Here is a 12151-nt window from a genome sequence, read left to right on the forward strand (position 1 = left end):
GACCGCCAAGCGCAGCGGCAGCCGCCCATGGCATGCAGCGCCACCGATACCCGGCAAAGTCACGGAATTTCACTCCCGCGGCACTTGGCAGCCAAACCCGAAGACCGCCATTGCCGTCCAGGCGATGCCTTCAAAAAATGGGGAAACCCGCCCCGCCAGCGCGGACTGGGCCGCGCAATGGCACTGCATTGGTGCGCTAACGGCTCTTGGGCGAGCCGGGTTCGGTTTGATCGGGCAAGCTTGGGGGGCGATCGATCAGACTGGCTTCGATACGGTCCAATTCCGCATCCATGTCGGATTGCGACATCGGCGTGTAATCCGAGGCGGATTCAACTGCCTCGGATTCAGGCTTGGGCTTGGTGATCAGGGCGGCAACGATGATACCCAGTTCGTACAGCACCCACAGCGGCACTGCCAGCATGAATTGCGAGATCACGTCGGGCGGGGTGAATATCGCGCCGATAATAAAGGCGCCGACGATGACATACGGCCGGATTTCGCGCAGTTTGGCCACCGACACCATACCCATTTTGACCAGCAGCACCACGGCAACGGGAACCTCGAAGGTAATCCCGAAGGCCATGAACAAGGTCATCACAAAGTCGAGGTATTTGCCGATATCGGTCATCACCGCCACCCCCTCGGGTGCAACGCCGACGATGAAGCCGAACACCACCGGGAACACCAGGAAATAGGCGAACGCCATCCCCAGCAGGAACAGAATGACGCTGGCGATCACCAGCGGCACGCCAAGACGCTTTTCATGCTGGTACAGCCCCGGTGCGACAAACGCCCAGACCTGGAAGAACACCCATGGCAACGCCAACAGGAAGGCGGTCATCATGGTGACCTTGATCGGCACGAAGAACGGTGTCGTGACCTCGGTGGCGATCATCTGCCCGCCCTTGGGCAGCGCCGCCAGCAATGGCTTGGCCAGCAGCGCATACAAATCCTGCGCCCAGGGGAACAGGCAGATGAAAATCACCACCACCACCACCACTGCGCGCAACAGGCGATCGCGCATTTCGATCAAATGCGAGATAAAGGTTTCCTGCACGTCGCTCATGCGGTTTTTCCTGCAGTTTCGCCGCGCGTCGTTTCCACCACGGCAGACGGCGTGTCAGCGGCAAGGTTCTGATCCGGCTCGTCCAGCGGCAGGCTTTGCTGCACGACCGGCTCCGGGGTCTCTTTCATTGCAGGTTCGTTGGCAGGGCGTTCACCCGCGGTTGCGGTGGCTGCCGTCGCCGTCAACGCCTTGTTGATGCCGCTTGCCTCGTCGCGCAGGTAATCGTCAACCGCACTGACTTGCTGCTTGGCGTCCAGCGCCGCCAACTCGGCCGAGTTCTTGATCTCCACGCCGACACGGCGAATTTCATCCAGCTGTATCTCGTGGCTGATGTCCGATTTTACGGACGACACATAGCGTTGCATGCGGCCATACAAATGCCCCGCCGTGCGCGCGACCTTGGGCAGACGCTCGGGGCCGATGACGATCAGCGCAACCACGCCGACAACGATGAGTTCAGTAAAGCCGATATCGAACATTCAGGTCCAACCAGGAATAAGGCGATAGTGGGAACCGTGCTCGGCGAATTTTCACCCGCCCCCACCCTGTTCCGCATCCTCAAGAGTGGTGCTTGTCCTTGACTTCCGCGTCGATGGTGTTGCCGCTTTGTTCGGCGCTGTCGCCGAGCTTGGGCGCATCCTCCTTCATGCCTTCCTTGAAGCCCTTGACCGCCCCGCCAAGATCGCTGCCGATGTTACGCAGCTTCTTGGTGCCGAAAATCAGCAATACCACGACCAGAACGATTAGCCAATGCCAAATGCTGAAGCCACCCATAATACGTCTCCTTTTGACTTAACTGCGTGAAACGGGGTCACCCCCGCCAAATACGTGAACGTGGATGTGGAACACTTCCTGGCCGCCGCCACGTCCGGTATTGATCAGGGTCTTGAACCCGGTATCGAGCCCCTGCTCCCTGGCCAGGCGCGGCGCCAGCAGAAGCATCTTGCCGAGCAGTTTCTCGTGTGCGGGCGTGCAATCGTCCAGCGTAGCGACGTGCTGCTTTGGAATGATCAGGAAATGCACCCGCGCAAACGGGTGGATATCGTGAAACGCCAGCACTTCCTCGTCTTCATGGACCTTGCCGCACGGCAGTTGGCCGGCGACGATTTTGCAGAAGATGCAGTCACTCATGCCGATTCGCCTTTTCCGCCAGACCCGACAGCCCTTCCCGGCGTGCCAGCTCGTTCAACACATCCGCCGGCTTCAGCCCCTTGTGTGCCAGCAATACCAAAGTATGAAACCACAAATCGGCGACTTCGTAGATGATCTTTTCCGCCTGGTCGTCCTTCGCCGCCATCACGGTCTCGGTCGCTTCCTCACCGATTTTCTTCAGGATGGCGTCGGTGCCCTTGGCGTACAGTTTGGCCACGTACGAACTGTCGGGCGACGCCTCCTTGCGCGCTTCCAGCGTCTCTGCCAGGCGATCCAGGATATCGCTCATTTGCGGTAGATCTCAGCGGGGGCTTTCAGCACCGGGGCGGTCGTCACCCAGCGCTCGCCGCCCTGCTTGTCGCGGTCGAGCCTCTGAAAAAAACAGGAGCGTCGTCCTGTATGACAGGCAATGCCGCCGAGTTGTTCAACTTTCAGCAGCACCACGTCGTTGTCGCAATCCAGGCGGATTTCGCTGACCTTCTGCACATGGCCGGATTCCTCGCCCTTGCGCCACAATTTGCCACGAGAGCGCGAAAAGTAAACGCCACGTCCGGTGCGCGCAGTCTCTTCCAGCGCCTCGCGGTTCATCCATGCGACCATCAGGATTTCACCGCTAGCGGCATCCTGGGCGATCGCCGGCACCAGCCCCTGCGCATCCCACTTGACGGTGTCGAGCCAGTCGCTCACAGGCGCACCTCGATGCCGTGCCGCTTCATGTATTTTTTCGCTTCGTCGATGCCGTACTCGCCGAAGTGGAAAATGCTCGCCGCCAGCACCGCGTCGGCGCGGCCTTCGCGCACGCCGTCGACCAGATGCTGCAGGTTGCCGACACCGCCGCTGGCGATGATGGGGATGTCGACCGCCTCGGAAATCGCACGCGTCAGCTCCAGGTCAAAGCCGCTCTTGGTGCCGTCGCGGTCCATCGAGGTCAGCAGCAGCTCGCCCGCGCCGAGACTTTCCATCTTTTTCGCCCATTCGATGGCGTCGAGTCCGGTGGCCTTGCGGCCGCCGTGGGTGAAGACCTCCCAGTGATCGCCCACTCGCTTGGAATCGATGGCCACCACGATGCACTGGCTACCGTATCGATCAGCTGCATCCTTCACCAACTGCGGATTCATCACCGCCGAGGTATTGATGCTGACCTTGTCCGCGCCGGCGTTGAGCAGGCGCTGCACGTCGGCCACTTCGCGCACGCCGCCGCCGACCGTCAAGGGAATGAACACTTCGGCGGCCACGGCTTCGACGATGTGGAGGATCAGGTCGCGGTTGTCCGAGCTTGCGGTGATATCGAGAAAGGTCAGTTCGTCGGCGCCCGCCTCGTTGTAGCGGCGGGCGATTTCCACCGGGTCGCCGGCGTCCTTCAGTTCGACGAAATTGACCCCCTTGACCACGCGGCCGTTGGTGACGTCGAGGCAGGGAATGATGCGTTTCGCGAGCATGAATTAAACGCCGAACACGCCGCCCGCCAGTTCGTCGGCAAGTTTCTGCGCCTCGGCGAAATCGAGCGTGCCCTGGTAGATGGCGCGGCCGGTGATCGCGCCGATGATGCCGTCCTTGGCCACGGCGGAGAGTGCCTTGACGTCGTCGAGGTTGGTGACACCGCCGCTGGCGATGACCGGGATCGACAGCGCCTGCGCCAGGCGCTGGGTGGCTTCGACGTTCACCCCGGTCAGCATGCCGTCGCGGCCGATGTCGGTGTAGATAATGGCCTCGACGCCGTAACCCTCGAAGCGCTTGGCCAGGTCGATGACGTCGTGGCCGGTGATCTTGGACCAGCCCTCGACCGCGATCTTGCCGTCCTTGGCGTCGAGCCCGACCATCACGTGGCCGGGGAAGGCGTCGCAGGCTTCGTGCAGGAAACCGGGGTTCTTCACCGCCGCGGTGCCGATGATGACGTAGCGCACGCCGTCGTCGAGATAGCGCTCGATGGTGGCGAGGTCGCGGATGCCGCCGCCGAGCTGCACCGGCATCTCGTCGCCCACCGCCTCGACGATGGAGCGGATCGCCGCGTCGTTGACCGGCTTGCCGGCAAAGGCGCCGTTGAGGTCGACCAGGTGCAGGCGCCGCGCGCCCAACTCCTTCCAGCGACGGGCGGTCGCCGCAGGGTCCTCGGAGAACACGGTCGCCTTGTCCATTTCGCCTTGTTCCAGGCGCACGCAGTGGCCGTCTTTAAGGTCGATCGCAGGAATAATTAACATGGCTGATCAGCAGGGTCGTACAGAGTAAATATTAGGCGCAGGCCGCGCCGGACATATCACAGGCGGTTTCAGAGGCACCCGGATTCCAGGTTACAAAATTGCCCAGCAGCGTCAATCCGGCATTCTGGCTTTTTTCCGGGTGAAACTGCACGGCGAACATGTTCGCAGAGGCCACCGCGCAGGTGAACGGGAACGGGTAATGCGAAAATCCCGCGATCACCTCCGGCGAAGCCGGCTGCACGAAATAGCTGTGGACGAAGTAGAAACGCGCGCCTTCCTCGATTCCTGCCCACAACGGATGCGGCACCACCTGATGGACGTTGTTCCAGCCCATGTGCGGCACTTTCAGTTTATTCCCTCGACCGTCGTGCATCGCCTCGTGCGGGAAACGCTGCACGCTGCCGGGCAGGATCCCCAGACAGGCGGTATCGCCTTCCTCGCTGTGTTCGAACAGCACCTGCATCCCCATGCAGATGCCCAGAAAAGGCTTGCTGCGGGCAGCATCGACGATCGCCTGGCGCAGGCCGCGTGCATCGATTTCGCGCATGCAGTCGCGTGCGGCGCCCTGCCCCGGAAACACCACGCGGCCGGCTGCGGCAATCACGGCCGGGTCGGAAGTCACCGCCACGGTCGCCGCCGGCGCAACGTGTTCGATGGCTTTGGAGACCGAACGCAGATTGCCCATGCCGTAGTCGATGACGGCGATGTCGACGCTCACAGGCCAGCCGCCTCGATTTGCGCGGCGCGCATCGCGCAGCCGCCTGATATTGCCGCTGTCCTCATAGCGCGCCTTTTGTCGATGGCAGCACGTCGCCCATGCGCAGGTCGGCTTCCACCGCCATGCGCAGCGCGCGGCCGAACGCCTTGAAAATGGTTTCGGCCTGGTGGTGCGCATTGATGCCGCGCAGATTGTCGATGTGCAGCGTCACCCCGGCGTGGTTGATGAAACCACGGAAGAACTCGAGGAACAGGTCGACGTCGAACTCGCCGATGCGCGCACGGGTGTAGTCGACGTGGTATTCCAGTCCGGGGCGACCCGACAGGTCGATCACCACGCGCGACAGCGCCTCGTCGAGCGGAACATAGGCATGGCCGTAGCGGCGGATGCCTTTCTTGTCGCCGAGCGCCCGGGCAAACGCCTGGCCGAACGTGATCCCGGTGTCTTCCACCGTGTGGTGAGCGTCGATGTGCAGGTCGCCGCAGGCCTGGATATCCAGGTCAATCAGGCCGTGGCGCGCGATCTGGTCGAGCATGTGATCGAGAAACGGCACGCCGGTGGCAAGCTTGGCGATGCCGGTGCCGTCCAGGTTGAGGCTGACCGTGACCTGGGTCTCGAGGGTGTTGCGGGTGACTTGGGCGGTGCGCATGGCGTCTAAAAATAAGGCTTTAGGGGATTCTAGCAGTTCGCGACGGCTTTCAATGCGGCGAGCAGCGCATCGCATTGCGCATCGGTGCCGATCGTAATGCGCAGGAACGGCGCGATGCGGGCCGGATTCCTGAAATGGCGCACGATGATGCTGCGCTCGCGCAGCGCGGCTGCCAGTTCGGCGCCATCATGCGCGGGGTGGCGGGCAAAGACGAAGTTGGCGGCCGAGGGCAGCACCTCGAAGCCAAGCTCGTCCATTTCAGCCACCAGCCGGGTGCGGGTCGCCACGACTTTCGCGCAGATGCGCTCGAAATAGGCATGGTCGTCCATCGACGCCAGCGCACCCGCCTGGGCAAAGCGGTCGAGCGGATAGGAATTGAAGCTGTCCTTCACCCGGTTGAGCGCCTCGATCAGCTGCGCCTGGCCGATGGCGTAGCCGACGCGCAGGCCGGCCAGCGCATGCGACTTCGACAGGGTGCGGACCACCAGCAGTTGCGGGTAGCGCGCGACCAGGCCCACCGCCGATTCGCCGCCGAAGTCGATGTAGGCTTCGTCGATCACCACCACCGAATCCGGGTTGCCGGCCAGCAGGCGCTCGACCTCGCCCAGCGCCAGCAGCCGCCCGGTGGGGGCATTGGGGTTGGGGAAAATCACCCCGCCGTTGGGCGTCAGGTAATCGTCGACCTGGATCTCGAACGCCTGCGTAAGCGGAATCGCACGGTGGGCGATTTCGTACAGTCCGCAATACACCGGATAGAAGCTGTAGGTGATGTCCGGGAACAGGATCGGCCGGTCGTGCTTCAAGAGCGCCATGAAGGCATGCGCCAGCACCTCGTCGGAACCGTTGCCGACGAACACCTGGTCGGCCGTCACGCCATGATAGGCGGCGATGCCGGCGCGCAGCCGGTCCGAGTTGGGGTCGGGATACAGGCGCAATGTGTCGGCGGCTTCTGCGCGCACAGCATCCAGCACCCTGGGGCTCGGGCCGTAGGGATTCTCGTTGGTGTTGAGCTTGACCAGGTTGGCCAGCTTCGGCTGCTCGCCCGGTACATAGGGCGTCAGGCCGTGCACCACGGCGCTCCAGAATCGGCTCATCGCGTGGCGCGGCTCATTTATGGATCAGGCGATATTCGGCCGAACGCGCGTGCGCCTGCAGACCTTCGCCGTAGGCCAGGGTGGCGGCGATCCGCCCCAGCGTCTGCGCGCCGGCCTCGGACACGTGGATCAGGCTGCTGCGTTTCTGGAAGTCGTACACCCCCAGCGGCGATGAGAAGCGTGCGGTGCGCGAAGTCGGCAGCACGTGGTTCGGCCCGGCGCAGTAGTCGCCCAGCGCCTCGCAGGTGTTCCTGCCCATGAAGATCGCGCCGGCGTGGCGCAGTTTGGGCAGCAGCGCGTCGGGGTCGGCCACCGACAACTCCAGATGCTCCGGTGCGATGGTGTTCGAGATCGCCACGGCGTCGTCGAGGTCGCGCGTTTTGATCAGCGCGCCGCGGTTGGTGAGCGAGGTGCGGATCACTTCGCTGCGCGGCATCTCTTCGAGCAGTTTGTCGATCGCCGCCGCCACCGCGTCGAGATAGGCCGCATCGGGCGACAACAGGATAGCCTGCGCCATTTCGTCGTGCTCGGCCTGCGAGAACAGATCCATCGCCACCCATTCCGGCGGCGTATTGCCGTCGGCGATCACCAGGATTTCGGACGGGCCGGCGATCATGTCGATGCCCACGGTGCCGAACACGCGGCGCTTGGCCGCCGCCACGTAGGCGTTGCCGGGACCGACGATCTTGTCGACCTGCGGCACGGTCTCGGTGCCGTAGGCCAGCGCCGCCACGGCCTGCGCACCACCGATGGTGAACACGCGGTCGACACCTGCAATCGCGGCGGCGGCCAGCACCAGCTGATTCTGTTCGCCGCCCGGAGTCGGCACCACCATGATGAGTTCACCGACCCCTGCCACCTTGGCCGGGATCGCGTTCATCAGCACCGACGAGGGATAGGCAGCCTTGCCGCCCGGCACATACAGCCCGACGCGGTCGAGCGGGGTGACCTGCTGCCCCAACACGGTGCCGTCGGCCTCGGTGTAGGTCCACGAACCCTGGACCTGCTTCTCGTGGTAGCGGCGCACGCGCTCCGCCGCGGCTTCCAGTGCCTGGCGGGTATCGGCGGGCAAGGCTGCGAGTGCAGCCTGCAATTGCGCCGGGCTCAGCTCCAGGCTGGCCAGGGAAGCGGCCGGCAGGCGGTCGAAACGCTCGGTATATTCGAGCACCGCGGCATCGCCCCGCGCTTTCACTTCGTGCAGGATCGCAGCGACGGTCTGCTCGATGGCGGCATCAGTGGCATCGTCGAATTGCAGCAGGCGGGTAAGGCGCGCCTGGAAATCAGGCTGCGCGCTATCGAGGCGGGTGAGCGTAAGCACAGGATTCTGCTTTAAAAAGTCTGGCCAAAAAGTCTGGCTGCGATTGTACCGGTTTTTGGCATTTTGCCGCGCCCGGCAGCGCTCCCAGATAACAGTCATACCTATTCCGGAAATTAGACAAAGTCCAGATTGCTGATTATGATTGCCCCATGGATTACACGCGCGACAACATGGCCGGACTCCTGCGCAGCCACGACATCAATCCGACCCACCAGCGGATCGAGATTGCGCATGCGCTGTTTTCGCGCCAGGAACACCTGTCAGCCGATCAGGTAATGGCGATCGTCAATACCCGCCATTCCGAAACCTCCAAGGCCACGGTCTACAACACACTCAAGCTGTTTCTGGAGAAGGGTCTGGTGCGCGAGGTGATCGTCGACCCGAGCAAGGTGTTCTTCGACCCCAATACCCGCCCGCACCACCATCTCTACGAGGTCGACAGCGGCAGGCTGTCCGACATCGATGCCGGGCATGTGCGGATTTCCGGCCTGCCGCCGCTGCCGCCCGGCATGGTGACCGAGGGCATCGACCTCATCGTGCGCGTCCGCCGCAAGAACTGAGGCATTTTCCCCGTCGATGAAGCGGGTTCACATCGCCCCCACCCTGCTCGACGCCCAGTTGGCTGCCGACATGCTGTCCAGCCTCGGCATCGCCAACCACATCCTCAATGCCAATGCCGCCGGTGCGCTGGGCGAGCTGCCGTTCATGCAGGCACAGCCGGAGGTGTGGGTCGACGACGACACGCAAGAACGCCATGCGCGCGAGGCGTTGGCGGATTTTCCAAGCCCGGCACCGGGCGAAGAAAAAACCTGCCCGCACTGCAGCGAGCGCAATCCCGGCAATTTCCTGAGCTGCTGGCAGTGCGGGAGCGCATTGCCCGGCTAAGCCGCCCGCGGGGTCAGGACGACAGCAGGTCTTTTTGCAGCATTTCGAGATGCTGCTGATACTGGCGCGCAAAAATCCGCTCGAGTTCGTCGATCGCTTCCGCCGCGGCCACCCCGTGCACCAGGTGACGGGTCATCTGCGCGGAGGCCTCGTGAAAGATCTGGTTGCGTTCCAGCATCGGATAGGTCTGCATCAAACGCTGAATCGCCTTCACCACGTTTTCCTGCTCGGGGCGCGGGATCGGCAGCGGTTCGCTCGGCGGAGCTGCGGCAACCTCGGCCCCCTCCTTGACCGCCAGAAACTCGGCATATTCCAGCAAGGCCTGCTGCCGGGTTTCCGATAGCGACCGGAATATCGACACCAGGCGTTTGCTGTCGCGCATCAGCGCCCGCGCCCCTTGAGCGTGCGTTTCAGCGGAATGACATCGACATTGCACTGCTGAAACTTGTTTTCGACAAAGCTGATGAACGCATCGAGCAGCTTGCTGCGGAATTTCTCCTGCGCATAGACCATCGACAGCTCACGCGTCAGCCGGGGGTTCAACGGCACCGCAACCAGCGTGCCGAGCTGGATTTCCTTAGTGACGGTGGAAGCCGACATGATGGCCACGCCCAGGTTGGCCTCGACCGCACCTTTGATCGCCTCGCGGCTGCCAAGCTCCATTTCGATGTGCAGGTCGTCGGGATTGACGCCATTGCTCTTGAAGAAATCGTCGACCACCTCGCGCGTACCGGAACCGTGCTCGCGCGACACGTAGGGCTGTTCGGCAATGTCGGGCGCGTTCACGCTCGAACGCGAGGCCAGCGCATGATTGGGCGAACAAATCATCACCAGCTCGTCCTCGCAGCACGCCAGCGTGGTCAGGTTGGGATTGTGCGAAGGCGCCTCGATCAGGCCGACATCAAGCGAATGATCCGCCACCTTGGCCGCCACGGTTTCCGAGTTGGCAACGGTCAGACGCGCCTGCACCTGCGGAAAGCGTTCCTTGAACTCCCCCAGAATGCGCGGCAGCTGGTATTCGGCAATGGTGGTCGACGCGCCGATCATCAAGGGGCCCGTCACCTGCCCGGTCAACTCGCCCACGCGCGCTTCCATCTCGGCGGTCAACGCCAGAATGCGATCGGCATACCCCAGCACCAGATCGCCCGCGGGCGTCAGGGAAATCTTGCCGTGACTGCGCTCGAACAGGCGGGTATTGAAATGCTCCTCCAGCTGCTTGACCTGAAAAGTCACCGCGGGCTGGGTCATATAAAGGACATCCGCGGCCTTGGTGAAGCTGAGCTGCTTGGCGACGGTGTAGAATACCTGCAGTCTGCGGTCGGCCATTAATCCTCGCCTCCGGGTCAAAAAAGAAATTTATTCAACCACAAACCCGTCCGTGTTGAAACCTGCTCCCAACCAACCCATTGTATTCGCTGGCCTTTCGCCAGCGCCCGGGCGCCAGTCCCATACCCCCTGCCGCCGCCCCTGATTTGGCCACACCGTGAACCGCGCGTTTTACACCATCTTGCTGGCGCAGTTCCTGTCCGCATTGGCCGACAACGCCCTGCTGTTCGCGGCCATCGGCCTGCTACTGTTCTTTTCTGCGCCGGAGTGGTATTCGCCGCTGCTGCAAACGGTTTTCGTCATTGCCTATATCGTGCTGGCGCCGCTGGTGGGGCCGTTTGCCGACGCCCTGCCCAAAGGCCGCGTCATGCTCATCGCCAACACGGTCAAATTCGCCGGCTGCCTCACCATGCTGGCCGGGTTGCATCCCTTGCTGGCCTACGCCATCGTCGGCATCGGCGCGGCCATGTATTCGCCCGCCAAATACGGCATCCTGACCGAACTGCTGCCGTCCGAGAAACTCGTCGTCGCCAACAGCTGGATGGAAGGCACCACCGTCGCCGCCATCGTGCTCGGCGCCATCATCGGCGGCGCGCTCATCAACCCGCAGTTCGCGGAAGGCATACTTAGCCGCGCCGGGCTCTCGGCCATGGTCATCGCCCCCAAATTCGCCATCGTCGCCATTACCAGCCTTTATCTGGGCGCCGCCATCATCAACCTGTTCATCCCGCGCCTGCCGATCGACCACATGCTCCCCAGCAAGTCGCCGCTGTATGTCCTGCACGACTTCTGGCACAGCTTCAAGCTGCTGTGGCGCGACCCGCTCGGCCAGGTTTCGCTCGCCGTCACCACGCTGTTCTGGGGCGTCGGCGCGACGCTGCGCCTGCTCATCATCGCCTGGGCCGCACTCAACCTGAACTATGGTCTCGACCAGGCGACCCAGCTCACCGCCGCCTCCGCATTCGGCATCGCCATCGGCTCGATCCTGGCCGGCAAATTCGTTCGCCTGCAGCGCGCCATCAGCGTCCTGCCCGCCGGCATCATCCTCGGCTTCGTGCCGATCGCACTGATCTGGGTGGAAAGCCTGATCCCGGCCCTGCTGCTGTTGCTGCTGGCAGGCGTGCTGGCGGGTTATTTCGTGGTGCCGATGAATGCCCTGCTGCAACATCGCGGGCATCTGTTGATGGGGGCCGGCCATTCCATCGCCCAGCAGAATTTCAATGAAAACATCAGCATCCTGGTGCTGACCGGCGCCTATGCCCTGATGGTGCGCGCCGACTGGCACATCCACACCATCGTCTGGGTATTCGGGCTGTTCATCAGCAGCGTGATGACGGCAATCTGGCTACGGCATCGCCACGATGTCGTGCATTAGGTGTAGTTGCTCAGCACGCTGTTTCTCGTCTGCTCACACGATAACGGGGCGATTCGCCAGTTCGTCCGGATTGCCCCCGGAAGGGGATGAATCCCCGGACAACGGAAAATGCGCCGCCAGCAGCGCGCCGATCTGCTCGATGCCGGCCAGCGCACCGCGCCTGTATTCGCCCTGCCTGAAAGCGGCCTCCATCGCCTGCGCCACCGCCTCCCATGCGGAGGCCTCCACCCGCGCGGCAATGCCGCGGTCGGCGACAATTTCGATATCGTGGTCGGCCAGCAGCAGATAGACCAGCACGCCGCTGTTGTGCTCGGTATCCCACACGCGCAGCTGGCTAAACACCTCGATCGCACGCTCGCGCCCGCTCATG

General features: G+C 63.0%; 18 protein-coding genes. 3 read left to right on the plus strand and 15 right to left on the minus strand.

The window, feature by feature from the left end; all coding sequences use genetic code 11:
* Nucleotides 1-196: 196 nt before the first annotated feature.
* The 12 genes from tatC to hisD form a co-directional block, all read right to left on the minus strand.
* Complete coding sequence (gene tatC / locus BGO62_RS05325) at nt 197-1066, minus strand: twin-arginine translocase subunit TatC (RefSeq protein WP_296639978.1); 870 nt, start codon at nt 1064-1066, stop codon at nt 197-199.
* Entirely contained in the window at nt 1063-1545 is a 483-nt protein-coding gene (gene tatB / locus BGO62_RS05330) for a Sec-independent protein translocase protein TatB (protein WP_296639979.1), read from the minus strand. Before tatB ends, tatC begins: the two co-directional genes overlap by 4 nt.
* A gap of 79 nt (nt 1546-1624) precedes the next feature.
* Nucleotides 1625-1840, minus strand: a complete 216-nt coding sequence (gene tatA, locus BGO62_RS05335; protein WP_296639981.1) for a Sec-independent protein translocase subunit TatA — start codon at nt 1838-1840, stop codon at nt 1625-1627.
* Nucleotides 1841-1858: 18 nt separating this feature from the next.
* Nucleotides 1859-2197 (minus strand): histidine triad nucleotide-binding protein, encoded by a 339-nt coding sequence (locus tag BGO62_RS05340; RefSeq protein WP_296639984.1) that lies wholly within the window; start codon nt 2195-2197, stop codon nt 1859-1861.
* Nucleotides 2190-2507, minus strand: coding sequence for a phosphoribosyl-ATP diphosphatase (locus BGO62_RS05345; RefSeq protein WP_296639986.1), 318 nt, complete (start codon nt 2505-2507; stop codon nt 2190-2192). The genes BGO62_RS05340 and BGO62_RS05345 overlap by 8 nt, the downstream gene beginning before the upstream one ends.
* Nucleotides 2504-2905: a phosphoribosyl-AMP cyclohydrolase gene (gene hisI, locus BGO62_RS05350; RefSeq protein WP_296639988.1), complete on the minus strand. Its 402-nt coding sequence runs from the start codon at nt 2903-2905 to the stop codon at nt 2504-2506. Before hisI ends, BGO62_RS05345 begins: the two co-directional genes overlap by 4 nt.
* The gene (hisF, locus tag BGO62_RS05355) at nt 2902-3657 is read right to left on the minus strand and encodes an imidazole glycerol phosphate synthase subunit HisF (protein WP_296639990.1); all 756 of its coding nucleotides are present in this window, start codon (nt 3655-3657) and stop codon (nt 2902-2904) included. The genes hisI and hisF overlap by 4 nt, the downstream gene beginning before the upstream one ends.
* 3 nt (nt 3658-3660) lie before the next feature.
* Nucleotides 3661-4416 (minus strand): 1-(5-phosphoribosyl)-5-[(5-phosphoribosylamino)methylideneamino]imidazole-4-carboxamide isomerase, encoded by a 756-nt coding sequence (gene hisA / locus BGO62_RS05360; RefSeq protein WP_296639991.1) that lies wholly within the window; start codon nt 4414-4416, stop codon nt 3661-3663.
* A gap of 31 nt (nt 4417-4447) precedes the next feature.
* The gene (gene hisH / locus BGO62_RS05365) at nt 4448-5134 is read right to left on the minus strand and encodes an imidazole glycerol phosphate synthase subunit HisH (RefSeq protein ID WP_296639992.1); all 687 of its coding nucleotides are present in this window, start codon (nt 5132-5134) and stop codon (nt 4448-4450) included.
* A gap of 61 nt (nt 5135-5195) precedes the next feature.
* Nucleotides 5196-5783 carry an imidazoleglycerol-phosphate dehydratase HisB gene (gene hisB, locus BGO62_RS05370; RefSeq protein WP_296639994.1) on the minus strand — a complete coding sequence of 196 codons (588 nt, stop codon included), beginning with the start codon at nt 5781-5783 and terminating at the stop codon, nt 5196-5198.
* A 29-nt stretch (nt 5784-5812) separates the two neighbouring features.
* Nucleotides 5813-6877: a histidinol-phosphate transaminase gene (gene hisC / locus BGO62_RS05375; RefSeq protein ID WP_296639996.1), complete on the minus strand. Its 1065-nt coding sequence runs from the start codon at nt 6875-6877 to the stop codon at nt 5813-5815.
* Nucleotides 6878-6890: 13 nt separating this feature from the next.
* Nucleotides 6891-8195 (minus strand): histidinol dehydrogenase, encoded by a 1305-nt coding sequence (gene hisD / locus BGO62_RS05380; protein ID WP_296639997.1) that lies wholly within the window; start codon nt 8193-8195, stop codon nt 6891-6893.
* Between the two features lie 149 nt (nt 8196-8344).
* Here hisD and BGO62_RS05385 point away from each other — a divergent pair, with 149 nt between their 5' ends.
* Entirely contained in the window at nt 8345-8755 is a 411-nt protein-coding gene (locus BGO62_RS05385; protein ID WP_296639999.1) for a transcriptional repressor, read from the plus strand.
* A 16-nt stretch (nt 8756-8771) separates the two neighbouring features.
* Nucleotides 8772-9080: a DUF2007 domain-containing protein gene (locus BGO62_RS05390; protein ID WP_296640001.1), complete on the plus strand. Its 309-nt coding sequence runs from the start codon at nt 8772-8774 to the stop codon at nt 9078-9080.
* 13 nt (nt 9081-9093) lie between these two features.
* On the opposite strand, the gene BGO62_RS05395 is transcribed toward BGO62_RS05390, so the two are convergent.
* The gene (locus BGO62_RS05395) at nt 9094-9462 is read right to left on the minus strand and encodes a hypothetical protein (RefSeq protein WP_296640003.1); all 369 of its coding nucleotides are present in this window, start codon (nt 9460-9462) and stop codon (nt 9094-9096) included.
* On the minus strand, nt 9462-10406 hold the full coding sequence (locus BGO62_RS05400) for a LysR family transcriptional regulator (protein ID WP_296640005.1): 945 nt from the start codon (nt 10404-10406) through the stop codon (nt 9462-9464). The genes BGO62_RS05395 and BGO62_RS05400 overlap by 1 nt, the downstream gene beginning before the upstream one ends.
* Nucleotides 10407-10563: 157 nt before the next feature.
* On the opposite strand from BGO62_RS05400, the gene lplT reads away from it, so the two are divergent.
* Entirely contained in the window at nt 10564-11781 is a 1218-nt protein-coding gene (gene lplT / locus BGO62_RS05405; protein WP_296640007.1) for a lysophospholipid transporter LplT, read from the plus strand.
* Nucleotides 11782-11814: 33 nt separating this feature from the next.
* Here the strand turns inward: lplT and BGO62_RS05410 are convergent.
* Nucleotides 11815-12151: TPM domain-containing protein (locus BGO62_RS05410; protein ID WP_296640010.1), on the minus strand; the 337-nt coding region annotated here is incomplete at its 5' end.

The organism is Thiobacillus sp. 65-1402 (assembly GCF_001897685.1).
Lineage (GTDB): Bacteria > Pseudomonadota > Gammaproteobacteria > Burkholderiales > Thiobacillaceae > Thiobacillus.